The organism is Phenylobacterium sp., assembly GCF_030693625.1.
GTDB classification, from domain to species: domain Bacteria; phylum Pseudomonadota; class Alphaproteobacteria; order Caulobacterales; family Caulobacteraceae; genus Phenylobacterium; species Phenylobacterium ferrooxidans.
The window spans coordinates 20,375-43,431 of sequence record NZ_JAUYAF010000064.1; the positions used below are offsets into that span (position 1 = coordinate 20,375).

General features: G+C 69.1%; 26 protein-coding genes. 7 read left to right on the forward strand and 19 right to left on the reverse strand.

All coding sequences use genetic code 11. The annotated features are described in order from the left end of the window. Positions 1-39: 39 nt before the first annotated feature. The 11 genes from Q8N10_RS13750 to Q8N10_RS13800 all read right to left on the reverse strand — a co-directional run bounded on the left by Q8N10_RS13750 (position 40) and on the right by Q8N10_RS13800 (position 9,165). The gene (locus Q8N10_RS13750; RefSeq protein ID WP_304779428.1) at positions 40-699 is read right to left on the reverse strand and encodes a protein-L-isoaspartate(D-aspartate) O-methyltransferase; all 660 of its coding nucleotides are present in this window, start codon (positions 697-699) and stop codon (positions 40-42) included. Between the two features lie 12 nt (positions 700-711). Further along, positions 712-1,488, reverse strand: coding sequence for a 5'/3'-nucleotidase SurE (gene surE, locus Q8N10_RS13755; protein WP_304779425.1), 777 nt, complete (start codon positions 1,486-1,488; stop codon positions 712-714). Beyond that, the gene (serS, locus tag Q8N10_RS13760; RefSeq protein ID WP_304779424.1) at positions 1,485-2,765 is read right to left on the reverse strand and encodes a serine--tRNA ligase; all 1,281 of its coding nucleotides are present in this window, start codon (positions 2,763-2,765) and stop codon (positions 1,485-1,487) included. The genes surE and serS overlap by 4 nt, the downstream gene beginning before the upstream one ends. A 58-nt stretch (positions 2,766-2,823) precedes the next feature. Next, positions 2,824-3,711, reverse strand: a complete 888-nt coding sequence (gene tatC, locus Q8N10_RS13765) for a twin-arginine translocase subunit TatC (protein WP_304779423.1) — start codon at positions 3,709-3,711, stop codon at positions 2,824-2,826. Further along, entirely contained in the window at positions 3,708-4,268 is a 561-nt protein-coding gene (tatB, locus tag Q8N10_RS13770; RefSeq protein WP_304779422.1) for a Sec-independent protein translocase protein TatB, read from the reverse strand. Before tatB ends, tatC begins: the two co-directional genes overlap by 4 nt. A 73-nt stretch (positions 4,269-4,341) precedes the next feature. Continuing rightward, a complete protein-coding gene (gene tatA, locus Q8N10_RS13775; RefSeq protein WP_304779421.1) occupies positions 4,342-4,545 on the reverse strand; it encodes a twin-arginine translocase TatA/TatE family subunit in 204 nt (67 codons plus the stop codon). 119 nt (positions 4,546-4,664) lie between these two features. Beyond that, a complete protein-coding gene (gene scpB, locus Q8N10_RS13780) occupies positions 4,665-5,309 on the reverse strand; it encodes an SMC-Scp complex subunit ScpB (RefSeq protein ID WP_304779420.1) in 645 nt (214 codons plus the stop codon). Continuing rightward, complete coding sequence (locus tag Q8N10_RS13785) at positions 5,306-6,115, reverse strand: ScpA family protein (protein ID WP_304779419.1); 810 nt, start codon at positions 6,113-6,115, stop codon at positions 5,306-5,308. Before Q8N10_RS13785 ends, scpB begins: the two co-directional genes overlap by 4 nt. After that, positions 6,112-7,134 carry a beta-N-acetylhexosaminidase gene (nagZ, locus tag Q8N10_RS13790; protein WP_305663941.1) on the reverse strand — a complete coding sequence of 341 codons (1,023 nt, stop codon included), beginning with the start codon at positions 7,132-7,134 and terminating at the stop codon, positions 6,112-6,114. Before nagZ ends, Q8N10_RS13785 begins: the two co-directional genes overlap by 4 nt. Further along, the gene (locus Q8N10_RS13795; RefSeq protein ID WP_304779414.1) at positions 7,131-7,892 is read right to left on the reverse strand and encodes an SPOR domain-containing protein; all 762 of its coding nucleotides are present in this window, start codon (positions 7,890-7,892) and stop codon (positions 7,131-7,133) included. Before Q8N10_RS13795 ends, nagZ begins: the two co-directional genes overlap by 4 nt. 100 nt (positions 7,893-7,992) lie before the next feature. Further along, positions 7,993-9,165 carry a deoxyguanosinetriphosphate triphosphohydrolase gene (locus Q8N10_RS13800; protein WP_305663942.1) on the reverse strand — a complete coding sequence of 391 codons (1,173 nt, stop codon included), beginning with the start codon at positions 9,163-9,165 and terminating at the stop codon, positions 7,993-7,995. Between the two features lie 80 nt (positions 9,166-9,245). Between Q8N10_RS13800 and erpA the strand changes: the two genes are divergently transcribed. Then, on the forward strand, positions 9,246-9,578 hold the full coding sequence (gene erpA / locus Q8N10_RS13805) for an iron-sulfur cluster insertion protein ErpA (RefSeq protein WP_215339752.1): 333 nt from the start codon (positions 9,246-9,248) through the stop codon (positions 9,576-9,578). A 76-nt stretch (positions 9,579-9,654) separates the two neighbouring features. Here the strand turns inward: erpA and Q8N10_RS13810 are convergent, their stop codons facing one another. The 5 genes from Q8N10_RS13810 to Q8N10_RS13830 form a co-directional block, all read right to left on the reverse strand. Continuing rightward, on the reverse strand, positions 9,655-10,125 hold the full coding sequence (locus tag Q8N10_RS13810) for a DUF2269 domain-containing protein (RefSeq protein WP_304779396.1): 471 nt from the start codon (positions 10,123-10,125) through the stop codon (positions 9,655-9,657). Further along, positions 10,125-11,417, reverse strand: coding sequence for an SDR family oxidoreductase (locus tag Q8N10_RS13815; RefSeq protein WP_304779394.1), 1,293 nt, complete (start codon positions 11,415-11,417; stop codon positions 10,125-10,127). Before Q8N10_RS13815 ends, Q8N10_RS13810 begins: the two co-directional genes overlap by 1 nt. Positions 11,418-11,540: 123 nt before the next feature. After that, entirely contained in the window at positions 11,541-12,587 is a 1,047-nt protein-coding gene (locus Q8N10_RS13820; protein WP_304779391.1) for a PepSY domain-containing protein, read from the reverse strand. Further along, on the reverse strand, positions 12,587-14,716 hold the full coding sequence (locus Q8N10_RS13825) for a TonB-dependent receptor (protein ID WP_304779389.1): 2,130 nt from the start codon (positions 14,714-14,716) through the stop codon (positions 12,587-12,589). The genes Q8N10_RS13820 and Q8N10_RS13825 overlap by 1 nt, the downstream gene beginning before the upstream one ends. Before the next feature lie 82 nt (positions 14,717-14,798). After that, positions 14,799-15,080 carry a hypothetical protein gene (locus Q8N10_RS13830; RefSeq protein ID WP_304779386.1) on the reverse strand — a complete coding sequence of 94 codons (282 nt, stop codon included), beginning with the start codon at positions 15,078-15,080 and terminating at the stop codon, positions 14,799-14,801. Positions 15,081-15,289: 209 nt separating this feature from the next. On the opposite strand from Q8N10_RS13830, the gene xth reads away from it, so the two are divergent. The 6 genes from xth (at position 15,290) to Q8N10_RS13860 (ending at position 19,965) form a co-directional block, all read left to right on the forward strand. After that, positions 15,290-16,069: an exodeoxyribonuclease III gene (gene xth / locus Q8N10_RS13835; RefSeq protein WP_304779383.1), complete on the forward strand. Its 780-nt coding sequence runs from the start codon at positions 15,290-15,292 to the stop codon at positions 16,067-16,069. A 4-nt stretch (positions 16,070-16,073) separates the two neighbouring features. Beyond that, positions 16,074-17,099 carry an NAD-dependent epimerase/dehydratase family protein gene (locus Q8N10_RS13840; RefSeq protein ID WP_304779381.1) on the forward strand — a complete coding sequence of 342 codons (1,026 nt, stop codon included), beginning with the start codon at positions 16,074-16,076 and terminating at the stop codon, positions 17,097-17,099. A gap of 42 nt (positions 17,100-17,141) precedes the next feature. Next, positions 17,142-17,522, forward strand: coding sequence for a hypothetical protein (locus Q8N10_RS13845; RefSeq protein ID WP_304779378.1), 381 nt, complete (start codon positions 17,142-17,144; stop codon positions 17,520-17,522). Next, positions 17,519-18,328 carry a DUF2145 domain-containing protein gene (locus Q8N10_RS13850; RefSeq protein WP_304779376.1) on the forward strand — a complete coding sequence of 270 codons (810 nt, stop codon included), beginning with the start codon at positions 17,519-17,521 and terminating at the stop codon, positions 18,326-18,328. Before Q8N10_RS13845 ends, Q8N10_RS13850 begins: the two co-directional genes overlap by 4 nt. A gap of 123 nt (positions 18,329-18,451) precedes the next feature. Then, on the forward strand, positions 18,452-19,162 hold the full coding sequence (locus Q8N10_RS13855; protein ID WP_304779373.1) for a hypothetical protein: 711 nt from the start codon (positions 18,452-18,454) through the stop codon (positions 19,160-19,162). 56 nt (positions 19,163-19,218) lie between these two features. After that, positions 19,219-19,965 carry an NnrU family protein gene (locus tag Q8N10_RS13860; RefSeq protein WP_304779371.1) on the forward strand — a complete coding sequence of 249 codons (747 nt, stop codon included), beginning with the start codon at positions 19,219-19,221 and terminating at the stop codon, positions 19,963-19,965. Here the strand turns inward: Q8N10_RS13860 and Q8N10_RS13865 are convergent. From Q8N10_RS13865 to ilvD, 3 genes are all read right to left on the reverse strand, one after another. Next, a complete protein-coding gene (locus Q8N10_RS13865; protein WP_304779368.1) occupies positions 19,962-20,471 on the reverse strand; it encodes a DUF1993 domain-containing protein in 510 nt (169 codons plus the stop codon). The two genes, Q8N10_RS13860 and Q8N10_RS13865, sit on opposite strands and share 4 nt — an antisense overlap. Before the next feature lie 86 nt (positions 20,472-20,557). Next, the gene (locus Q8N10_RS13870; protein ID WP_304779365.1) at positions 20,558-21,241 is read right to left on the reverse strand and encodes an aspartate/glutamate racemase family protein; all 684 of its coding nucleotides are present in this window, start codon (positions 21,239-21,241) and stop codon (positions 20,558-20,560) included. Between the two features lie 66 nt (positions 21,242-21,307). Next, positions 21,308-23,044 (reverse strand): dihydroxy-acid dehydratase, encoded by a 1,737-nt coding sequence (ilvD, locus tag Q8N10_RS13875; protein ID WP_304779362.1) that lies wholly within the window; start codon positions 23,042-23,044, stop codon positions 21,308-21,310. Positions 23,045-23,057: the final 13 nt, after the last annotated feature.

Genomic DNA, 23,057 nt, shown 5'->3' on the forward strand with positions numbered 1-23,057 from the left:
CGCCATCGCCAACCCACAAACTCGTAAGGTTGTGGACGGCTAAAGCTCTCTGGCTACGCCGTCCAGCAGGGGCACGAACCGGACGTCGGTCAGAGCCTCCACCACAAAGCCGCCCTTGCCGTCGCCGGTGTAGCGTTTCAGGCTCTGGACAGGCCCCTTGCCGATTGGCGCCACCAACACCCCCGTTGGTTTCAACTGCGAAAGCAAAGCCTTGGGCTCATCCGGCGCCGCTGCTGTGACCAGAATGCGGTCGAAAGGCGCCTGCTCGGGCCAGCCCAGGCCGCCGTCGCCGAACCGGGTGATCACATTGGTGAGACCAAGTTGCTTGAAGCGGGCCTCGGCCTCCCCCATCAGCGTCCGGTAGCGCTCCACCGTGTAGACCAGTCGAGAGAGCTTGGAGAGCACGGTGGTCTGGTAGCCGGATCCGGTGCCGATCTCGAGCACCCGGTCGCGTTTCTCCACCCCCAGCGCCTGGGTCATGAGACCCACGATGAAGGGCTGGCTGATGGTCTGGCCGCAGGCGATCGGCAGGGCCGAATCCTCCCAGGCGCGTTCCTGGAACAGGTCGGGTGTGAACAGGTCGCGCGGCGTCGTCTCGATGGCGTTGAGCACGCCGGCGTCGCTGACCCCCTGCGAACGCAGATTCAGGATCAGGCGCGCCAGCCGCGTTTCGGGCGAGTCCTTCTCCGGTTTGGCCATCGGTCCTGTCACCTACGCCTTGGGCGGCACGCCGCCGAGCACGCCCTTGAGCCGATAGACGGTCTCAAGGTGAGTCAGGTCGATGCGCAAGGGCGTGACTGAAATCTTTCCATCGTAAATCGCCTTGAGGTCCGTCCCGGCCGCGGGCGAGGACAGTTCCTGCCGGAAACCCATCCAGTAGTACTCGCGGTTCCGCAGATCGGTGCGTTTCTCGGCGTGGCGAACATTCACGTCGCGGAAGGTCTGGCGAGTGACCTCGACCTCGGTGATCTGCTCCACGGGCCGGGAGGGGAAGTTGACGTTGATGATCACGTCCTTAGGCCACCCGGTCTCGACCAGTTTGCGGATGATGCCCGACGCGAACCGCTCGGCGGGCGCGAAGATGTCGTCATTGCCCGTCGGCCAGCCGGTCTGGGAGAGCGCGATGGAGGGAATGCCCATGGCCATGCCCTCGATGGCCCCGGCCACAGTGCCCGAAAGGGTCACGTCCTCGGCCAGGTTGGCCCCGCGATTGACCCCCGACAGCACGAGGTCGGGTTTGGCGCCCTCGATCAGTTCGGAGATCGCCAGCATCACGCAGTCGGTGGGTGTGCCCGAGGTGGCGAAGCGGCGGGGGTCCAGCTTCCGCACCCGGACGGGATCGGACAGGGTGAGCGCCCGGCTCGCGCCCGACTGCTCGTATTCCGGCGCGCAGATCCAGATGTCGTCGGTGAGGACCCTGGCGATGTTTTCCAGGGCGACCAAGCCTTCGGCATGGATGCCGTCGTCATTGGTCAGCAGGATCCTCACGCCTCACCGCCGATATGGGTCAGGCCCGGCAGGTAGGGATGCAGGGCCTGGGGAATGGCGATGCGGCCATTCTCGTCCTGATAGTTCTCCATCACCGCCACCAGGGTGCGGCCCACGGCCAGGCCCGAGCCGTTCAGGGTGTGGACGAAACGCGTCCCCTTCTCGCCGGCCGCCTTGGTGCGGGCGTCCATGCGCCGGGCCTGGAAGTCGCCGCAGTTGGAGATCGAGCTGATCTCGCGATAGCGGCCTTCCGAGGGAATCCAGACCTCCAGGTCGACGCTCTTGCGGGCGCCGAAGCCCATGTCGCCGGCGCAGAGCAACATCGAGCGGAAGGGCAGGTTCAGGGCCTTCAGGATCGCCTCCCCGCAGCCGATCATGCGGTCGTGCTCGTCGGCGGACTGATCGGGCGTGGTGATCGACACCATCTCGACCTTGTAGAACTGGTGCTGGCGGATCATGCCGCGGGTGTCACGGCCCGAGGCGCCGGCCTCCGAGCGGAAGCAGGGCGTCAGGGCGGTGAGCCGCAGCGGCAGCTCCTCCTCCGGGGTGATCTGCTCGCGCACCAGATTGGTCAGCGACACCTCGGCGGTGGGGATCAGCCAGCGGCCGTCGGTGGTGTGGAACAGGTCCTCGGCGAACTTGGGCAACTGGTTGGTGCCGAACACCGCCTCGTCGCGCACCAGCAGCGGCGGCGACACCTCGGTATAGCCGTGCTCCTGGGTCTGGACGTCCAGCATGAACTGGCCCAGCGCGCGTTCCAGCCGCGCCAGCTGGCCCTTCAGCACCACGAACCGCGCGCCGCTCATCTTCGACGCGGCCTCGAAGTCCATCAGGCCGAGAGCCCCGCCCAGGTCCACGTGATCCTTGGGCGAAGCGATATGGTTCGGCTCGCCCCAGCGGCGCAGCTCGACATTGTCGTTCTCGTCCGCGCCCGGCGGCACATCGGCCATGGGCAGGTTCGGCAGGGCGGCCAGCAGGTCGAAGAGCTCGCCGCTGGCGGCCTTCTCGGCTTCCGCCTGCTCGGCGCCCGCGCCCTTCAGGCTCTCGACCTCGGCCAACAGGCGCTGGGCCTCGGCCTCGTTCTTCTGGGCCTTGGCCTGGCCGATCAGCTTGGAGAGTTCATTGCGCTTGGCCTGGGCGGTCTCGGCGGCGGTCTTGGCCGCGCGCACCTTGCCGTCGAGCTCGATCGCCTGGGCCGCGGCCCCGGAACGTCCCTTCGCAGCCCAGGCTTTCTCGTAAAGCTCAGGGGTTTCGCGAATGGCTCGAATGTCGTGCATGGGGTCCGCCGTGAGGTAAGCGGCTTTCTCTAGAGCGCGCCGCCCCCCGGGCCAAGCCCTAGACCGGCACGAGCCCCGTGCTCTCGTCCTCGCGCTTGCGGCGGCGGTCGATGGCCGCCACGCACCAGATCGAGATTTCGTAGAGCAGGATGATGGGGGCGGCCAGCATGGTCTGGCTGATGGGATCGGGCGGGGTGACGATGGCCGCGACAACGAAGATGCCCACGATGGCGTAGCGGCGCCCGACGCGCAGCATCGTCGAGTTCACAATGCCAGCCATCCCCAGCAGGGTCAGGACCACCGGCAACTGGAAGCAGAGCCCGAAGGCCAGCAGCAGGGTGGTCACCAGGGTCAGGTAGTCGGAGACCTTGGGCAGCAGCTCCACCGAGATCGCGCCGGCGCCGGTGATCTGCTGGGACAGGGAGAACCAGAGGACGAAGGGCAGGATCATGTAATAGACCAGGGCCGCGCCCAGGCTGAACAGGGCCGGCGCAGCCACCAGGAAGGGCAGGAAGGCGTGCCGCTCCTTCTTGTAGAGCCCCGGCGCCACGAAGCCGTAGATCTGCCAAGCCAGGACCGGGAAGGTCAGGATCACGGCGCCGAAGCCGGCCAGCTTCAGCTTGGTGAAGAAGAATTCCAGCGGGGCGGTGAAGACGAACTTGAGGCCCGCGCCGGCGACGCTGGGGACTTCCTTGAGGCCGATCAGGGCCAGCAGCAGGTCGAAGGGACCGCTCTCACCGCCGCTGGCCTTCTGGGCCGCCATCAGCTGGGCGGCGACCTCGAAGGGATGCAGCAGGGCGATATAGATCTGGGTGGCGAAGCCGAAGCAGATCCCAAAGCCGATGGCCAGGGCCGCGACGCAGATGATCAGCCGGGAGCGAAGCTCGACCAGATGCTCCAGCAGCGGCGCGCGGGAGGCCTCGATCTCGTCGTCCACATCGCTCAAGAGACCGTCCCCTTGGCTGGCCGGGCGGCGGGCGCCTTCTTCGGCGGCTTGGCGGTCGCCACTTTAACGGTGGCGGCCTTCGGCTTGGGCTTGGGTTTCGGCTTGGCCACAGCGCTAGCGGCGGTCTTGGCGGCCGCCTTGGGCGCGCGCGGCGCCTTGGGCTTGGCCGCGGGGACCTGGGCGGGGGCCGGCGCCTCGATGGCTTCGGGGTCGGCGTACTGGTGGCTCATCGGCGGGTGGAACTGGATGCCGGCGCCCTGCAGGCTGTCGCCGATTTCGTTAAACACCTGATTGATCTCGACATTGGCGGCCTCGGCGGCCGCGTGGTCGGCGGCCTGGCCCTTGCGCATGGCCTCGACCTCCTTGCGCAGGTCGTCCAGTTCGGACTGGCGGGCCATCTCGTCGAAGCTGGCGCGGAAGTCGTCGGCCATGCCTCGCAGGCGCGCCACGAACTGCCCCAGCTTGCGCAGGAGCATGGGCAGATCCTTCGGCCCCACCACGATCAATGCGACCGCCGCGATGACCAGCAGTTCCATCCCGCCGACTTCAGGAAGCATTGCCCACGCCTAAACGATCAAAACCCACGCCGATCAGGACCGGCGTGGGCGGATTTCCGGGAACGGCAGCCGATTAGCTGCGGGCTTCGTCTTTTTCGCGCGGCAGCGGCTTGGTCGTCTCGGCGACAACCTCGTCCTCGCCCTTCAGCCCGTCCTTGAAGGCGCGGATGCCCTTGGCGGCGTCGCCCATGATCGAGGACAGCTTGCCACGGCCGCCGAACAGCAGCGCGACGACGGCCAGAACGATGACCCAGTGAACCCAACTCATTGCGCCCATGGCGACAAAACTCCTTCACGTCGGCGGCCCAACCGGCCGCACGCCCGCCCGTTGCTCAAATCCAATATAGTCCGTCGCACAGACGCCTTCCATCCCTCCCCTGCCTCGCGGCGAAAGAACTAGAGAGTCTCGTCTTCTCCGAGGAAGTCTGTGTGGAATTCAGGCGCCGCGTCGTCCTCCAGCGGGTCCTCCTCCAGATCGGCTCCACCACCCGGGTTGGGGATGGCGAAGTCAGCCGGCAGGTCCAGGCTCAGCAGGCCCGCGGCCTTCATCTCGGACATGCCCGGCAGGTCGGCCAGGGCCGCCAGGCCGTAGTGCTCCAGGAAGGCGTCGGTGGTGCCATAGGTGACCGGCCGGCCCGGCGTCCGGCGGCGGCCGCGCATGCGCACCAGCCCGAGCTCCAGCAGCACGTCCAGGGTGCCCCGGCTGGCCTGGACGCCGCGCACGGATTCGATCTCCGCGCGGGTGACCGGCTGGTGGTAGGCGATGATCGCCAGGGTCTCCTGGGCGGCCTTGGAGAGGCGCCGGGGCTCTTCGCGCTCCTCGGTCATCAGAAAGGCGAGATCGGCGGCCGTCTGGAACCGCCAGCGGTCAGCGACGCAGACCAGCTCCACGCCCCGGCCCGTGTAGGTCGCCTGCAGGGCGGCGATGGCCGCCTCGACATCGGAATTGGCCGGAAGGCGCTTGGCGATGTCGTCCAGGCTGAGGGGCCCGGCGGCGGCGAACAGCAGGGCCTCGACCTGACGCTCGGCGGGTTCCGTCACGCGACGGCTCCGCGACGGGCGCGCAGGAAGATGTCGGCGAAGGCCTCGAGCTGGCGTGCCTCCATGGCCCCTTCCTTCACCAGCTCCAGGCTGGCTGAGAGGGTGGACGCCACATAGGAGGCGCGGCTCGGCCCCGTCTCGGCGCTGGGCCGCAGGGGCGCGATGCCCTGCAGGGAGGTCCAGCGCGACAGGTCGGGCAGCATCTCGCGCAGACGGTCGCGAGCCTCCTCCAGGGGATAGGCCTGGGGCGTGCGCGGGGTGTAGTGGCGGCCCTGCTCCTTCTTCCTCTGGGCGATATAGGCGCTCATCAGGCCGTAGAGATCACCTTCGAGGCGGTTGGACGGGATGATCTGGATGGCCTGCGGGTCACCGCGCAGGAAGACCTCGCGGCCCAGCTGCGGGCCCTCGCGCAGGGCCTCGGCGGACTTGCGCATAGCGTCCAGCTTGGCCAGGCGGAAGGCCAGCTGCGCGGCCATCTCCTCGGCCGGCGGCTCCTCGGCCTTGGGCCGCTCGGGCTTGGGCAGCAGCAGGCGGGACTTCAGGTAGGTCAGCCAGGCGGCCATCACCAGATAGTCGGCGGCGAGGGAAAAACGGATCCGCCGGGCCTGCTGGACGAAGGCTAGGTACTGGTCGGCCAGCTTGGTGATCGACAGCTTCATCAGGTCGACCTTCTGGCTGCGCGCCAGGGCCAGCAGCACGTGCAGCGGACCCTCGTAGCCGTCCAGGTCGATGATCAGGGCCTCACCATCCTCAGCCGCGGTGGTGGCCGCCTCGAAGTCCAGATTGGGCTGGAAGGTGTTGCTCAAGACCAGCGTCCCTCGAAGGCCGCGTCGAATCGGGCGCGCGCCTCCTCGGCGTCGAAGGGCTCGGGGACACGGGCGATGCGGCCCAGGGCCGCGCGGGCGCGCTGGGCGGCGCGCCCGGAGAGCTCGCGGGTTCCGGCGATCACCGCCTTCATCTCGGTCATGTCGCCGTTGCAGTGGAGGACCACGTCACAGCCGGCCGACAGGGCGGTCTTGGCGCGGGACGTGAAATCGCCGCCCAGCGCCTTCATGGACAGGTCGTCGGTCATCAGCAGGCCGTCGAAGCCGATGGCCTTGCGAACCACGGTGCTGATGACCCGCTTGGAGGTGGTGGCAGGGCCGCGCGGATCGACGGCGGTGTAGACGACGTGGGCGCTCATCGCCATCGGCATGTCCGACAGCACCCGGAAGGGGGCGAAGTCGCGCGCGTCGAGGTCCTCGTAGCTGGCCTCCACCACCGGCAGGTCGTGGTGGCTGTCAGCCATGGCGCGGCCGTGGCCGGGGATATGCTTGATCACCGGCAGGACCCCGCCCGCGATCAGGCCCTCGCAGGCCGCCCGCCCCAGCTGGGCCACGCCCTGGGGGGTCTTGGCGTAGGCGCGGTCTCCGATGATGTCGTGGGCGCCCTCGGCGGGCACGTCCAGCACCGGGACGCAGTCGACATTGATGCCCAGGGCCGAGAGGTCATAGGCCAGCAGCCGCCCCCCCAGGCGGGTGATCTCTCGCCGTAGCAGCGGGTCGTTGGCCGGCAGGTCGCCATAGGCGCGGCCGGGCGGATAGCGTCGCCAGTGCGGCGGCCCCAGGCGGGCGACCCGGCCGCCCTCCTGGTCGATCAGGATCGGCGCGTCGGGCCGTTCCACGCAGGCCCGCAAGGCCTCCGTCAGCGCTCGCACCTGGTCAGGGCTTTCCACGTTGCGCTTGAAGAGGATGAACCCCCAGGGGCGCACGTCGCGGAAGAAGGCCTGCTCCTCCCCGGAGAGGGTCAGGCCCGCGCAGCCGAGGATGGAGGCGCTGGTGCTCACTTCACGAAGCAGCTCTTGCCGGCGGCCTTGAGCTGATCGCAGAAGGCCGTGGCGTCGGCGCGGCTGGCGAAGCCCGTCACCGCGGTCCGGTAGAGGGTGGCGCCGTCCTTCTGGATGGCCTCGACGCGCTTGCCCTTGCCCGCCGTCGCGCCCGGCGCGATGCGGGCCGCGTCGCTCCAGCCCTTGTCGGCCAGGGCCGAGGATGAGAAGGCGCCGATCTGCACCGACGCCGCGCCCCCGACAGCCGGGGCCGGCACGCTGGGCTTCAGGGCCGGAACCGGCTTGGGATCAGGGGTGATCGGCAGGGCGGCGACCGGTCCGGTCTGCTGCGGCTTGGCCACCACCTGCGGCGGGATCGGCGCGGGCTTGGCGGCCGGCGTCACGACGACGGCCGGGGCCGGCTGGCGAGCGACAGGCTGTTCCGGCGGGGGGGTGAAGTTGGGCGCGGTCGGGGCGTCGCCGCCCTCGGTGGACTGGTAGATCTGCAGGCCCGCGGCCGGGTCGACCGGCTGGGCCTCGGCGGGCGCGGGCCCCTTGATCGCGCCCACGGGGGCGCCCACCGCCTGGGGGGCGGCGCCGGCCTGGCGCACGCCGGAGCGATAGAAGACCACGATGGCCACCACCAGGCCGATCAGCACCAGGGCGCTGACGATCAGCATCATCGGCGCGGGCCGTGTCCCGCGCACCGGCTGGCGCGCGTCAAAGGACAGCGGCGCGTCGGTCGGCGGCGTATAGGCTCCACGGTCGGGGTTGGTCATCGAAGGCTCCCAGGGGAATCGGTCAGCGCGCGCGAAACGAATCGCACGGCGTCGGGGTCAGTGTACCGAAGGGCGGCGGGCTTCGAACCGCCCGGAACGCCTAATTCCAGACGTCCAGGTGGAAAAGCCTGCGATGCTCTTCGATGGCGAAACGGTCGGTCATCCCGGCGATGTAGTCGCACACCACCCGGGCGCGGCCGGCGTCGTCGCGGTTCTGCGACCGGGCGAACCACTCCGTCGGCAGGACATCGGGTTCGCTCATGAACAACTGGAACATCTCGGCCAGAATGCGGCGGGCCTGCGAACGGGTGCGGTTCACCTTCCAGTGCCGGTACATGCGGTTCATCAGGAATTCCCGCAGTCGCCCCAGGTCCTCAAGCATATCGCGGGAGAACGCCACCAGGGCGTGGTCGAGCTGGCGGACGTCGTCGGCCGAGTTCACCTTGGAGGACACGGCGCGTCGGGCGGTCTCGGCCAGGACGTCGTCGATCATCGCCCCGATCATCCGGCGCACCGCCTCCAGGCGGATGATGCCCGGGTCGAGGTCAGGGTATTCCTTGTAGACGCCGGCCAGGATCGGCCCGATCAGCGGCACGTCCAGCAGTTCCTTCAGGTGAAACAGCCCCGCCTGCACCCCGTCGTCCACATCGTGGTTGTTGTAGGCGATGTCGTCGGCCAGGGCCGCGCACTGGGCCTCGGCCGAGGCCCAGGTGTCCAGGCCGAGATCGTACTCGGCGTCGAACTCCTTGATGGCGTTCCAGGAGGGCTGGGAGAGCTTAGCCGTCACCGGGCCGTTGTGCTTGAAGACCCCTACCAGGGTCTCCCAGGTGAGGTTCAGCCCGTCCCAGCGGGGATAGCGGCGCTCCAGCTTGGTGACGACCCGGAAGGTCTGCACATTGTGGTCGAAGCCGCCGAAGGGCTCCATCTGGATCTGCAGTTCGTCCTCACCGGCATGGCCGAAGGGCGGGTGGCCAAGGTCGTGGGCCAGGGCGATCGTCTCCGCCAGATCGGCGTCGAGCCCGAGCGCCGAGGCCAGGGAGCGGGCCACCTGCGCCACCTCCAGGGAATGGGTCAGGCGGGTGCGGAAGTGGTCGCCCTCGTGGGCCACGAAGACCTGGGTCTTCTCCTTCAGCCGTCGAAAAGCGGTGGCGTGGATGATCCGGTCGCGGTCGCGGGCGAAGGGGGTGCGGTTGCGGCTCTCGGGCTCCGCCACCTTCCGGCCCAGGGAGAGGGCGGGGTCTTCAGCGTAGGGCGCGCGGGTCGGCAAAGCCATGTATGCTCGCAAATATCGGGTGGCCTCTTGGTGAGAGGCCGTGGGGCCCTCATATAGTCCACACAGGCCTTTTACGCATCATGACCACATCAGACCTCACCCTCTCCCCGACGGCAGCCCAAAGGCTGCATGACCTCAGCAAGGCCGAGGGTCATCCCGTCATGCTGCGCGTGGCGGTGGAGGGTGGCGGCTGCTCGGGATTCCAGTACCAGTTCGACCTGGTCAGCGAGCCCCAGTCCGACGACCTTCGGGTCGAGCTGGACGGGGCCGCGGCCCTGGTGGACGAGATGAGCCTGATCCTGCTGAAGGGCTCGGTGATCGACTATGTCGACGAGCTGGCGGGCGCTGAATTCCGCATCCGCAACCCCAACGCCAAGTCCAGCTGCGGCTGCGGCGTGAGCTTCTCGATCTAACACCAACGTTCCCCTTGCGGGGTCGAGAGCGGTCAGGGATGCCGCTTTACGGCTTCATGGGCGCACATTGCAGGCCTCAAAAGGCGGGCTTGGCCACCATCAGCCAGACGATGCCCAGCACCGCCGCAAAAGCCGGGAAACCCAGTACGAACCACAGCCTGAACAGGCGGAAATAGCGCTCAGGCAGCGGCGCGCCAGTGGCGACGGCTTGCAGGGCCAGGTCCCGCAGGCGGATCTGGATCCACACCACCGGCAGCCAGCACAGGCCGGTGACGACATAGAGAACCAGGCTCAGCCCGATCCATCCCGACAACAGCGGATAGCCGGCCAGGTGCGCCAGGGCCGCGCCGGTGATGGGCTGCAGGATCACCGCCGAGGCCGTGAACACCGTATCGGCCAGCACCACGATCCTGGCGGTGTGGGCGATCAGCGCCGGATCGCCCGTGCGATGGGCCATCAGCATGAAGAAGGCGATGCCGGCCCCGGCGCCAAGCAGCACCGTCGCGCCAACCACGTGCGCGACCTTCAGCAGGGTGTAGAGATCCATCAGCGCTCGTCCAGCATGGCCAGGGCCGCCAGGGCCAGGAAGGCGGCGGGAATGCTCTTGAGCAGCGGACCCATGGGGTCGAGCCACAGATCGGGGCGCACCAGGGCGCCGGCAAGCAGATAGCCAACCGTGACTAGCAGCATGCCCTGCAAGGCGCGGGCGGCGGTCGGTCGCCAGATCAGCAGCAGGGCCAGGGCGATATCGACCAGACTGCCTCCGATCACCGCGCCGGCCGCCAGCCTCGCGTCCATGCCGGAGGCGGTCAGGACGGCGATGGCGTCCTTCAAGCCAACCGTCAGGCCGATCAGCCCTGACAGCAGCCAGAAGGCGAACAGGCAGGTCAGGATGGCGGGCTTGACGAAATAGGCGCGGGCGAACCAGCGCTCTTGCACGCCCGAGGGGGCGGCGGCCAGCAGGGCGTCGAAGGATCGCGGCGCCCATCCCAGGCGCGCCGCGTCTTCCGTCCGGCCGCGAACGCCCATCCGCAGTTGCTCCAATGCAGCGGTGCGCATCGGGCTGCGCCAGCCCAGCCAGGCCAGGGCGTCGCTGGCGGCGGCGGTCGCGCGGGCCAGAACGAGCGGCACGCGGATCGTCCGCACGGGCCGCAGCCCCAGCCAGCCGCGCAGACGGCCGACGAGGTCAATCAGGGTCAGCGCCTCGCCGTGGACGAGGTCCAGGCTGACGCGTGTTGGCGCGTCCGGCGCCAGGCAGCGGGCGACCGCGACCGCCAGGTCCTCGGCCCCGATGGTCTGGACCAGGCTCTCGCCGAAGACCACGGGGCTGGCGCCGGGGAATCCGGCCAGGCCGCGCAACAAGGCCGTGCCGCCATAGGCCGCCGGGGCGAATACGAGGCCGGGGCGCAGGATGATCCACTCCAGCGGGCTTTGAGCCAGGAGGGTCTCGGCCTCCAGCTTTGTGGCGTTGAAGGCGGTCCCCCGCCCGGGCTCAACCCCGGCCGCCGAGATATGCACGAGACGACGGACGCCGATCCCCTCGCAAGCCTTGGCCAGGCGACGAACCCCTTCGACATGGACAGCCTTCAGGTCGTCGCGGGGACTGTCCTGCAAGACACCGGCGCAGTTGATCACGACCTCGATGTCGGCGAGCACGGTGGCCCAATCCGCGACCGTGGCCTTGGCCAGATCCGCGCGCTTCCACTCCAGCGCGGGGAAGCGACGGCGAGCCGCGTCGATGTCGCGCCCGACGCCGACCACCACATGACCGTCAGCCGCCAACCGGGCGGATACATATGAGCCGATAAGCCCATAGGCCCCGATAATCGCGATGCGCATCAACGACGCTTAGCGTCTCAACCTTGGAGGGGGAAGCGTCACCGTCGACCGCCGCTTTCGCCTTAAGGTCCGGCATCCACACGAACAGGGATCAGCATGTCGGCTATCGGCGCCGGCGGCGCCTCACCGCTCCCGCGCCCAGTTCCGGCGCTGCTGGATCAGGAACGACCAGAGGCCGAGCCCGCCCAGGGCCGCCAGGGCGACGCCCCCCAGGAACACCACCAGCTCATAGAGCCCGCCGCCCACCGAGGCGGCGTGGATCGGGTAGACCGCGTTCTGGAACCGCGCGCCGGGCCCGAAGGCCTGGGCGTCCACCGTGCCGATCACCCTGGAGGTCGCCGGGTCGATATAGACCAGGGTCCTGCCGTTGGGGTGCCACTCGGCCGGCTGCTTCATGCGGATGGTCGCCGGCGCGCCGGGCTTGGCCGGCCAGCTGGCCAGCCGCAGGGTCGCCTGGGGGAAGACCGCCTGGGCGCCCCCCAGGGCCACGGGCCAGTCGATATCCCCCTGCCCCGCCTTGGGCGGCTTGGGCGGCTCGATCCCGCCGGGCGCCAGCCGAGTCACCAACGCCTTGCTGGTGTCATTGAAGATGATCATCCCACCGGTCAGGCACAGGACCAGGACCGGCAGGGCCATCAGAATGCCGAGGTCCCGGTGCGAGGACACCAGGTCACGCCGCGCCATCGACCTGGGCCACACCCTGCCCGCGAAGCTGCGCCAGGCCGGGAACCAGACGATCACACCGGTCAGGCAGAGCACGGCGCCGGCCAGACCCGCCACTCCCACCACGATCTCCCCGCCCTCCCCGGCCAGCAGCCGGTGATGCAGTTGGAAGACCCATTGCTCGACCCGCTCGGCGCCGGTCCAGCGGGTCAGGATGGCGCCGTCGGCGGCGGCGTAGGCCATGCCATCCTCGGGATAGGTCAGCCGGTGGACGCCGATGTGCGGCCCGGCGAACATCATGCTGCGCGGGCGCCCTTGCGCCTCCACCGCCTCGGCCGCCGCTCCCAGCACGGGGGCGGACGGCGTCACCGCCATGCGCGCCTCCGGGACCGTCAGCTTCACCCAGTCCTCGCGCAGCACCAGCAGGGAGCCGGTGACGCCGAGGATCACCAGGATCAGCGCCAGGATCGCGCCGGCCCAGGCGTGCAGACTGCGGACCAGACCCATCAGAAGGTCTTCACGATCCCGAGGGTGACCGCGCGGCCCTGGCCGGCGAAGTAGCGACTGTTGTCGGTGGGGTTGGTCGTGTCGCTGTTGTAGGTGATGTACTGGGCGTCCAGCAGGTTGCGGACGCCCAGGCTGACCACCCCGAAGGGGGCGTTCCAGGCGGCGACAGCGTCGAGCAGTTCATAGCCCTCGAAGCTGTTGGCCGCCGGCTGGCCCTGGAAGCTGCGGGCCTCGAAGACCTGGCCCTGCAGGCGGAAGTCGAAATCGCCATAGGTGGCGTCGGCGGTCAGGGTCAGGCGGTCGGGCGAGATGTTGGCGCCGTCCAGGTCGGCATCGACGCGGCCATCGCCATTGGTGTCGGTGCGGCCCTCCAGGTGCGAATAGGCGGCGCCCAGGGTCAGCCAGTCGGTGGCGGCCCACTTCACAGTGGCCTCGACGCCCTCGATCTCGTTGCGCTGGCGCTGCACGTCGAAGGTGCCGCCGGCGTTGAGCACCAGCAGAGCGCCCTTGTCCGAGGACGAGGTGAACCAGGCCAGGGACCCGTTCACCGGCCCGCGGGTGAACTCGACGCCCAGTTCGATGTTGTCGGAGACCACCGGAGCGACGTCGAGATAGGTGTCGATGTCGCGGCCCGGAGTGTTGATGGCGCGCAGCACCCGGCCGACGTCGGGCATGGTGAAGCCTTGAGCATACGAAGCATAGACGGTCACACCGTCCACGACGCGCACGGTGCCGCCGACATTGCTCAGCACCTCGGTGAAGCTGGGCTCGCCGCCGCTGACGCGGGTGTTGCCCGACGACGCCAGGGTCGTGAAGTCGGCGACTTCCAGGGTGGCGTTCTCCTGGCGCACCCCGGCCGACAAGTGGATACGGTCGTCCCACAGCGCCTGGTGGACCTGCAGGAAGGGCGACAGGCTCTTGTAGGTGGTCTCGGGAACCCAGACACGGTTGGTCAGCACCAGTTCCTGGTAGGTCTTGTCCTTAAGGCCATCCAGTCCCAGCAGCACCTTCAGGCCGGGCACGGCCTCGAAGCCGCGCTCGTAGTCCAGCTTGAAGCCCTGCTTCTCGGAGTTGTTGGCCGACTGGTCGAACAGGGTGTTGATGGGCGCGATCCGCACGTCCTGGAAGGTCCCGGTGATCGAGCCGCCGAACACGCCGTGATAGTCGTGGGCGAAAGCCTGCGCGGTCAGGGCGCCGCCGAACAGGTCGCCGTCCTTGTAGGTGATCGCCGCCGAGGTGACCTCGTTGGCGGTGGGCAGGCCGCGCTGGACACCCTTCACGGCGCTGGCCGGCCGGCCAGTGGCGCGGTTTCCGTTCACCAGCACATAGTCGTTCCCGCCCTCCAGCTCGAAGTGGTTGACCATGGCCTCCAGGCGTCGCCCGGCGCCCAGGTCGACCCCGGCCTTGCCGAACAGCGACCAGCTGTCGGAGTTCTGCAGTTCGCCCTGGGTGGCGTCGATGCCGATACGGCGGCCGTCGGCGTCGAAATAGCCGCCCCGCCGCTCATAGGACGCGCCGGCCACGAAGTCCCAGGCGCCGAAGTCACGGCCCACGAGGCCAGCGGCCTTGTAACTGAAGCTGTCGTCCAGGTTTGCGTCATCGAAGCTGGTCTGCGCCAGGACCTTTCCGGTCCAGCCCTGCTCGGACTTGGGCGTGGGGGCGGTGACATAGTTGATCACCCCGCCGGTGGCGCCCACGCCCTGGATGGCGTTGGAGCCGAACACCACCTCGACGCGGTCGATGAAGAAGGGGTCGATGGTGAAGCCGTCGCGGCTGTCGTCGCGCAGCGGCGTCGACTGCGGCACTCCGTCCACCAGATAGAGCGGCGAGCGGCCGCGCAGGGTCTCACCGGCCCCCGACAGCTTCTGCCGGGTCGGCGAGAACGACGGCACCAGGGCGGCGACGGCCTCCACCGCGCTCTGCGAGAGGGACTGCTGGATGCGCAGGTCGTTGGACCCGATGATCTGGATGGTGGAGGGCACCGTGGCGCGGGGCGCGTCGAAGCGCATGGCGGTGATCACCAGCTCGTCCACCGCCTTGTCCTCGGGAATCGCGACCTGGGCCTGGGCCGGAACGATCGCGGCCAGGAGGGCAAGAGCCGTCCCTCCGAACAGGGCATGGAGCGTCATGGGGTCTTCCGTTTTGCGATTAAGTCTCAATCGCTGCCAAATGGCAGAGCCGGCCGCACGGGTCAAGCGCGACCAGGACCAGCTAGCCTGGAATGAACTGCAGGATCGCCACCAGCACCGTCAGCCAGGCCAGGGGCGCGGCCATCGCGGCCCAGGCCAGCTGCTCCTGGTCGCGCTTGAACAGCACCCAGGCGCCGAAGGGCCCGATCAAGCAGACGATCCAGAACAGGATCATCATCAGGAAGGCGATCCAGGCCAGGGGATTGAAGATGTTGCCTTCGTGGTCGAACACCAGCGGCGAGAAGAGCGCCCCCACCGCCCCGAACGGCAACAGGGCCAGGCAGGCCGCGGTCGCCACGCCCATCCAGATCATTCGCGCGCGGCGCGAAAGCGGCCGTCGTTTTCGGGGGGCCCCTGACATGGGCGCAAGGTCCCCATCCGACCCCGGCCCGTCAAACTGAATCGCCGGTCGGGCGCTCAAAGGTCGCGTGCCAGGATAGCGCGCTTGTTTGCTTGGCGATCCCCGCGACGAGAGGCTAGATCGGGTCAGACCCGCCACCCCGAAGGACGCCCATGAAGATCGCCACCTGGAACGTCAACTCGGTCAACGCTCGCCTCGAGACCGTGCTGCGCTGGTTCGAGGAGGTTTCCCCCGACGTCGCCTGCCTGCAGGAAATCAAGTGCGTCGACGAGAAATTTCCCGTCGAAGCCTTTGAACGGCTTGGATATAATGTCGCCATCCACGGACAGAAAACTTATAATGGCGTCGCCATCCTGGCGAAGACCCCGCTCGAGGATGTTCGGAAGGGCCTGCCCGGCGACGACGCCGACGACCATGCCCGCTACCTGGAGGCCGTGGTCTCTGGCCCCAATCCGGTCCGCGTGGCCTCGATCTACCTGCCCAACGGCAATCCCATCGACACCGAGAAATTTCCCTACAAGCTGGCCTGGATGGCGCGCCTGCACGCCCACGCCCGCGAGCTGCTGGCCTATGAGGAGCCCCTGGTCCTCAACGGCGACTTCAACGTCATCCCCGAGCCCCGCGACGCGGCCCATCCGGAGAACTGGACCAAGGACGCCCTCTTCCAGCCGGAGAGCCGCGAGGCGTTCCGGGCGCTGAAGTGGCTGGGCCTCACCGAGGCCTTCCTGGCCATCGACGGCGCGCCCGAGAGCTACACCTTCTGGGACTATCAGGCCGGGGCCTGGCAGCGGAACAACGGCATCCGCATCGACCACGCCCTGCTCTCCCCCCAGGCCGCCGACAAGCTGCTGTCCTGCGTCATCCACCGCGACGTCCGGGGCTGGGACAAGCCGTCGGACCACGTGCCGGTGGTGACGGAACTGGACCTCTAGGCGCATGAGCCGCCGCGCCTTCATCCTGGGAGGTTCGGGCCAGATCGGCCGGGCGGCGGCGCTGAACCTGCTGGAGGCCGGCTGGGAGGTCACCGTCGGCCAGCGTCACGGCGAACTTCCTCAGGTGCTGGCTGGCCGGGTGACGGTGACAGTCCTGGACCGCGACGACGACCGCGCCCTGGGTGACGCCCTGGCCCGCCCCTTCGACGCGGTCATCGACACCGTGGCCTTCAACGCGGTCCACGCCCGCCAGTGGCTGGCCCTGCAGGACCGCCTCGGCGCGCTCGCGGTCATCTCGACCGGCAGCGTCTATGTGGACGATGAGGGGCGCAGCCTGGGCGGCGGCGCGACCTACCCCTTTCCCATGTCCGAGACCCAGCGCCGCGCGCCGGCCAGCAACGCCGACTATTCCAGCAACAAGGTTGCGATGGAGGACGCCCTGCTGTCGGGCGTCCGCGCGCCGCTCAAGATTCTGCGCCCTTTCGCGGTCCACGGGCCGGGCAGTCGGGCGCCCCGGGAATGGTGGTTCCTGGCCCAGATCCTGCGCGGCGCGGAGACCATCCCCCTGGCGTTCGACGGCGAGAGCCAGTTCCACACCACCGCCACCGCCAATCTTGCGGAACTGGCCCGTGTGGCCCTGGAACAGCCGGGTGTCCATGTTCTCAACGCCGCCGATCCGGAGGCGCTGAGCGTGGCGGAGATCGGCGCGGCGATCCTGGCGGCCATGGGGTCGGAGGCGGCGCTCGCTCCCTTCGCCGGACCGCCCAGGGGGTGGAAGGGCCGCACCCCATGGAGCGTCGAGACCCCGGTGGTGGCCGACCTGAGCGCCGCCGCCGCCCTCGGCTACCGCCCCGTCACCGACTACGCCGCCGCCGCGCCCGCCCTCTGCGCCGCCCTGGTGGAGCAGGCCCGGGGCAAGGACTGGCTGAGCGCTTTCCCGGGCCTGGCCGCCTACCCCCCGCAGATGTTCGAGGCCCCGCCGGCGAAGTCGCCGCCTCTGTCAGCAATGGTTCAGCTTGCGAAAGCTTAACTACCGAAATCGAGGCGGTATGATTAAGAGGCCGCTCGCAACATGAAAGCCCCCGTTATGCGTTTCGTCCTGCCCGTCTCCGTCGCCCTGGCCCTGACCGCGGCCCCCGCCCTCGCCCAGGACAGCGGCGCCGACGCCTCGGGCGCCTCGGCGGCCACGTCGGAGGCCGTGGGCCTGCTGGCCTCCTCCGGCGTGAAGACCGCCGTCGGCGTCTCCGCCGTCCCGGCAAGTGTGGTGGCCACGGGATCCATGGCCGGCGGCTCGGCTATGATGGCCAGCGGCGCGGCGTCGGTGGGCGCGGGCGCCTCGGTTTCCGAGGCCGCCGACGACTCCGGCAAGCTGATCGTCGACGACAAGGTCGTGGTCTCCCCCGATCCGGCGCCGGCCGTACCCTACAACACCCCGGCCCCGGCCAGCACGTGAACCGCCGCGCCCTTCTCGCCGCCGGCGCCGCCGCGCTGATGAGCACGGCGGCGGTCCCGGCCGTCGCCCAGGATTCCTCGGCCCGCGCCGTCGCTCCGCACTTCACGGCGCCGGAGGCCGCAGCCTTTTCCAAGCAGGTGGAGCGCGACCTGGCTTCCCGAGGCGCCAAGCTGGCCATGGTGTTCCGCACCGGCCGGCCGCGCAGCCAGCTTCCGGAGGGGATCAGCTACACCCACGGCGGCTTCTGGGTGCACCGCGCCATCAAGACCGCCGATGGCAAGACCCAGCACGGCTACGCTGTCTACAATCTCTATGCCGGCGACGGTGAGGCCTGGCCCAAGATCGAGAGCCGGCTGGTCCAGGACTATCCCTTCGACTTCACCCGCGGCTCCACCGTCGACGACATGGCGGTGATCATTCCCTCGCCCGAGATGCAGCGCCGGATCATCGCGGTGATCGACAGCCCGACCTATCAGGCGGTGCACAATCGGCACTACTCCCTGGTGGCCAATCCGTGGCGGCGGACCTACCAGAACTGCAACAACTTCATGCTCAACGTGATCGCCGCGGCCGTCTGGCAGACCGCCAGCCCCGACCAGATCACCGCCAATCTGAAGGCCCACTACAAGCCGACCCTGGTGAAGGCCAACGCGGTCCTGCGGCTGTTTGGCCCCATCGCCGACCAGCGCCTGCGCACCGACGACCAGCAGGGGCCGATCCGCACCGCCACCTATGAATCGATGGCGGAATTCATGCGGGAAAACAATTTGTTGGAAGCGACCTATTCCATCAACTACGCGCGCTGATCGTTCGCTTTTCGGGCGGACCGAACACCGCCGGGCCGCAGATCGGTCCGGCGATTTCTGCTGGCGCGATTTCGGGCGGCGAACCGGTTTCCACTTCGCCTGAAATCGCTCTAGCGTCGCGCCATGAACGACGTCGTCCGGCTCCTGTTGATGTTGGCCCTGGCCGGAACCGCGGTGACCTTCGCGGGCTCCTTCGCGATCTGGTTCTTCGATGAGGACCGGCGGATCGGCCGGGCGCTGAAGCGCGTGCTGAAGGGCGAGCCGGAGGCCATGCTGGTGGCCCGCGGCCGGGGACGCGGGGTCGGGGTCAACTTCGCCACGGGCCTTGCCGCCGTCGCCTGGGACGCTGGGGCCTGGTGCCTGGTCTACCGGATCGACGAGCTGATGGGCGCCGAGCTGATCATCGACGACCAGGTGGTGGCCCGCGCCCACCGCGAGGAGCCCCGCCGCGCTCTGGACCAGCGGGTCAGCCATGCGGCCCGCGTCACCCTGCGGCTGATCTTCGACGACCCGCAGCATCCCGATTTCGAACTCGACCTCTGGCTGACCGGGGACGAGAGCCGCCGCGTGGCAGCCTCACCGGGCGCCGCCGTGCTGGAGGCCAACCGCTGGCTGGCCCGCGCCGAGGCGATCCTGCGCCGCCCCCGCGCCCTGAACCCCAGCGCCGCCGCCGCCGCCGCCGTGACCGCCCCCCTGCCGCCGCCCGCGGCGCCCGGACCGACGCCTCCGCCGACACCCCAGGCCGAACTTCCTCTCCCCCAGCCCCGCGCCGGCGCCGAGCCGCCGCCCTGGGAGGACGACGACGACCTCGATCCGGACGACGACCAACGCTAAACTTGACACTGTAAATTTACAGCCGCACCCTCCCCTTACCTTGAGGGAGGTTTTCCATGGCCAGCCTGCTCGCCGCCGCCGCGTTCTTCGTGCTGCTGCACCTGCTCGTCTCGGGCACCCGCGCCCGCGACGCCATCACAGCCAAGATCGGCGACGGCCCGTACATGGGCCTGTTCTCCCTGGCCTCTGTGGCAGGCCTCGCCTGGCTGGGGTTCGGCTACGCCGACGCCCGCACCGCGCCCTGGAACGCGTCGTACTGGGACATTACCCCCCTCACCTGGAAGATTCAGCTGCTGCTGCAGGGCCTGGCCTTCCTCTTCGTGGTCGTGGGCCTGACCACCCCCAACCCCACCAGCGTCAAACAGGAGGGGACGCTCAGCCGCCCCGACGTGGTCAAGGGCATGCTGCGGATCACCCGCCATCCCTTCCTCTGGGGCGTCGCCCTGTGGGCCGCAGGGCACCTGCTGGTGAACGGCGACCGCGCCAGCATCATCCTGTTCGGCGCGATGCTGCTCCTGGCCCTGTCCGGAACCGCCAGCATCGACGCCAAGCGCCAGCGAGCGCTGGGCCCGACCTGGCACGCCTTCGCCACCCAGACCTCCAACCTCCCCCTTCGGCGCCATCCTGTCCGGCCGCCAGACCCTGAAGATCGGCGAGATCGGCGTGTGGCGGATACTGGCGGCCATCGTCGTCTATGTCGGCCTCGTCGTGGCCCACCCCTTCCTGTTTGGCGTGTCGGCCACCTCTTGATCGCCGTTCGCGCCTTCAGGTCCGCTCAGGTGAGATCCGCCAGCGGGAGCTAGGCCCGGGCGGGCAGGTCGCCAAGATAATCGCGCTTGCCGATGTTCACGCCCTCTCTCCGCAAGAGGGCGTAGGCGATAGCGACGTGGAAATGGACATTGGACAGGGCGAGCCTCAGCACATAGTCGAGGCCTGCGAAGCGCCGTGCGCCCTTCGGGCTCGGCAGGACGATTTCGCGCGTTTCCGCGCCGTCGAATTCGTGAGCCTCCAACGACTCGAGCTCGGCGATGGCCGCGGCCAAGGCGTTGCGCAGTTCCGACAGGGTGATCGGCGCTTCGATATTGGCGGCAGGCAGGCCCCTCAGGCGCGCCGCCGCGCCAACTGCGTTGTTGATCGCCGCTTCAATGTGGAACGGGAACGGCTTCATGTCCGGCGTCAGGCGCAGGGCGGCGAGTTCGGCGATATCCCGCCCCTCGATCGCGAAGTGCACCTGCGCCTTGTCCAGCAATCGGACCAGGACCCGCAGGCTTTGCAGGAAGCTCGGGATGGTCAGGTCGTACAGGGTCATCGGAAGCCTCCACGACGAGGCGTCTAGCAGGCGACGGTCACGACGGAATGACGTCCCCGATCCGCGCGACGCGCTGGGGGAGGAATTCAGCTCAGCGCGAAATCCGCGCCGGCCTGGGCGTGGACCAGGGCGGTGTCCACCACCGGCAGGCTCAGATCCGCCGGCGTCAGCAGTAGTCCGATCTCCGTGCAGCCGAAGATCACGCAGTCGGCGGCTCCGGCCTTGTCGATCATGGCCAGCACCTCAGCTTTCGACGCCGCCGAGATCACCCCCTGGCAGAGTTCGTCATAGATGATGGCGTGCAGGCGGTCTCGGTCGGCCAGATCGGGGACCAGGGCGTCGACGCCCTGAGTGGCCAACCGGCCGCGGTAGAAGTCCTTTTCCATGGTGAACCGGGTGGCCAGCAGCAGCGGCCGCGAACAGCCTACCGCCTTGACCGCCCGCGCCGTCGCATCGGCGATGTGGATCACCGGCACGGCCACGGCGGCCTGCACCTGGTCGGCGACAAGGTGCATGGTGTTCGCGCAGATCAGGATGGCCTCAGCGCCCGCGCCCTCCAGCCGCCGGGCGGCGTCGGCCAGCACCGCGCCGGCCTGCTCCCAGTCGCCGGCCGCCTGCAGCTCGGCGATGCCGGCGAAGTCCACCGACCACAGCAGCAACTGCGCCGAGTGCAATCCGCCCAGCCGCTCGCGCACCAGGCGGTTGAGCTCCTGATAGTAGAGCGTCGTGCTCTCGGCGCTCATACCGCCCAGCAGGCCAAGGGTCTTCATGCGAGTCCTTTCCTGGTCGCGCGACGGGCGCCGAAAACCGGTTCCCACTTTAGGCTGTCGCGCTCTCTAGAGGTCGGCGTAGACGTGGGTCTCGCCCGCCGCGCCGGGATGGGTCACGGCCCCCTTGTGGGCGGGACCGACGATCTGGGCGTACTTCCACAGGGCGCCGGAGCCGTAGTTGGTGACCTTCGGCTCCCAGTGGCGCTTGCGGCTCTCCAGTTCGATGGGATCGACCTCCAGGTCGAGGATGCCGGCGTCGGCGTCGATGTTGATGATGTCGCCGTCCCGGATCAGCGCGATAGGTCCGCCCATCTGGGCCTCCGGTCCGATATGGCCGACGCAGAGGCCGCGCGTGCCGCCGGAGAACCGGCCGTCGGTGATCAGGGCCACCTTGTCGCCGCGGCCCTGGCCCGACAGAGCCGCGGTGGTGGACAGCATCTCGCGCATCCCCGGGCCGCCGCGGGCGCCCTCATAGCGGATCACCAGGACGTCGCCGTCTTGGTAGTCGCCGGCTTCGACGGCGGCGAAGCAGGCGTCCTCGCCATCGAAGCAGCGAGCCGGGCCGCGATGGCTGCGGTGGCTGGTCATGCCGGCCACCTTGACGATGGCGCCGTCCGGCGCGAGCGAACCCCACAGGCCCACCACGCCGCCGGTAGGCGAGAGCGGCTCGGACACCTTGCGGATCACCACCTGATCGTCGCGCCATTTCACGTCCTTGACGTTCTGCGCGATCGTCTTGCCGGTGACGGTCATGCAGTCGCCGTGGATGAAGCCGCCCTCCAGCAGGGTCTTCAGCAGCATGGGCATGCCGCCGGCCTCGCCCATGTCCTTGGCCACGAACCGGCCGCCGGGCTTCAGGTCGGCGATATGCGGGGTCCGCTGGGCGATCTCGGCGAAGTCGCGCAGGGTGAACTCGATGCCGCACTCATGGGCCATGGCCGGCAGGTGCAGGCCGGCATTGGTGGAGCCCCCGGTGGCGGCCACCACGGCGGCGGCGTTCTCGAAGGACTTGCGCGTGATAAAGTCCCGTGGGCGAAGCTGCTCGGCGATCAGCCGCACCACCGTCTCGCCCGAGGCCACCGCATAGGCGTCCCGGGTCAGGTAGGGGGCGGGCAGCGAGGCTGAAAGCGGCAGGGCCAGGCCGATGGCTTCGGAGACGCAGGCCATGGTGTTGGCGGTGAACTGGCCGCCGCAGGCGCCGTCCGACGGACAGGCGTGCTGCTCCAGGGAGCACAGGTCCTCCAGGCTCATCTTGCCGGCCGAATGCATGCCGACGCCCTCGAAGACATCCACCACTGTGACGTCACGGCCCTGCCACGAGCCCGGCAGGATGGAGCCGCCATAGAGGAAGACGCTGGGGACGTTGAGCCGCAGCATGGCCATCATCATCCCGGGCAGGGACTTGTCGCAGCCGGCGATGCCCACCAGGGCGTCATAGCCGTGGCCACGCATGGTCAGCTCGACCGAGTCGGCGATGACATCGCGGCTGACCAGGGACGAGCGCATGCCCTCGTGGCCCATGGCGATGCCGTCGGTGACGGTGATGGTGCAGAACTCGCGCGGGGTGGCGCCGGCCGCCTTCACCCCCTCCGACACCGCGTGCGCCTGGCGCATCAGGGCGGTGTTGCAGGGCGCGGCCTCGTTCCAGCAGGACGCCACGCCCACGAAGGGCTGGGCGATCTCGCGGCTGCCGAGACCCATGGCGTAGTAGTAGGACCGGTGCGGGGCCCGGGCCGGCCCCTCGGTCACGTGGCGGCTGGGGAGGTTCGACTTGTCCCAGGTTCCATCGGGCTTGCGGGTCATGGCGGGGCCTTCC

What these genes read in the sequence shown, in the direction of transcription:
- Q8N10_RS13750 (WP_304779428.1), bottom strand. Translation starts at nt 699, where the DNA reads ATGGCCAAACCGGAGAAGGACTCGCCCGAAACGCGGCTGGCGCGCCTG.
- serS (WP_304779424.1), bottom strand. Translation starts at nt 2,765, where the DNA reads ATGCACGACATTCGAGCCATTCGCGAAACCCCTGAGCTTTACGAGAAA.
- tatB (WP_304779422.1), bottom strand. Translation starts at nt 4,268, where the DNA reads ATGCTTCCTGAAGTCGGCGGGATGGAACTGCTGGTCATCGCGGCGGTC.
- tatA (WP_304779421.1), bottom strand. Translation starts at nt 4,545, where the DNA reads ATGGGCGCAATGAGTTGGGTTCACTGGGTCATCGTTCTGGCCGTCGTC.
- Q8N10_RS13795 (WP_304779414.1), bottom strand. Translation starts at nt 7,892, where the DNA reads ATGACCAACCCCGACCGTGGAGCCTATACGCCGCCGACCGACGCGCCG.
- Q8N10_RS13800 (WP_305663942.1), bottom strand. Translation starts at nt 9,165, where the DNA reads ATGGCTTTGCCGACCCGCGCGCCCTACGCTGAAGACCCCGCCCTCTCC.
- erpA (WP_215339752.1), top strand. Translation starts at nt 9,246, where the DNA reads ATGACCACATCAGACCTCACCCTCTCCCCGACGGCAGCCCAAAGGCTG.
- Q8N10_RS13810 (WP_304779396.1), bottom strand. Translation starts at nt 10,125, where the DNA reads ATGGATCTCTACACCCTGCTGAAGGTCGCGCACGTGGTTGGCGCGACG.
- Q8N10_RS13815 (WP_304779394.1), bottom strand. Translation starts at nt 11,417, where the DNA reads ATGCGCATCGCGATTATCGGGGCCTATGGGCTTATCGGCTCATATGTA.
- Q8N10_RS13820 (WP_304779391.1), bottom strand. Translation starts at nt 12,587, where the DNA reads ATGGGTCTGGTCCGCAGTCTGCACGCCTGGGCCGGCGCGATCCTGGCG.
- Q8N10_RS13825 (WP_304779389.1), bottom strand. Translation starts at nt 14,716, where the DNA reads ATGACGCTCCATGCCCTGTTCGGAGGGACGGCTCTTGCCCTCCTGGCC.
- Q8N10_RS13830 (WP_304779386.1), bottom strand. Translation starts at nt 15,080, where the DNA reads ATGGGCGTGGCGACCGCGGCCTGCCTGGCCCTGTTGCCGTTCGGGGCG.
- xth (WP_304779383.1), top strand. Translation starts at nt 15,290, where the DNA reads ATGAAGATCGCCACCTGGAACGTCAACTCGGTCAACGCTCGCCTCGAG.
- Q8N10_RS13840 (WP_304779381.1), top strand. Translation starts at nt 16,074, where the DNA reads ATGAGCCGCCGCGCCTTCATCCTGGGAGGTTCGGGCCAGATCGGCCGG.
- Q8N10_RS13845 (WP_304779378.1), top strand. Translation starts at nt 17,142, where the DNA reads ATGAAAGCCCCCGTTATGCGTTTCGTCCTGCCCGTCTCCGTCGCCCTG.
- Q8N10_RS13855 (WP_304779373.1), top strand. Translation starts at nt 18,452, where the DNA reads ATGAACGACGTCGTCCGGCTCCTGTTGATGTTGGCCCTGGCCGGAACC.
- Q8N10_RS13860 (WP_304779371.1), top strand. Translation starts at nt 19,219, where the DNA reads ATGGCCAGCCTGCTCGCCGCCGCCGCGTTCTTCGTGCTGCTGCACCTG.
- Q8N10_RS13865 (WP_304779368.1), bottom strand. Translation starts at nt 20,471, where the DNA reads ATGACCCTGTACGACCTGACCATCCCGAGCTTCCTGCAAAGCCTGCGG.
- Q8N10_RS13870 (WP_304779365.1), bottom strand. Translation starts at nt 21,241, where the DNA reads ATGAAGACCCTTGGCCTGCTGGGCGGTATGAGCGCCGAGAGCACGACG.
- ilvD (WP_304779362.1), bottom strand. Translation starts at nt 23,044, where the DNA reads ATGACCCGCAAGCCCGATGGAACCTGGGACAAGTCGAACCTCCCCAGC.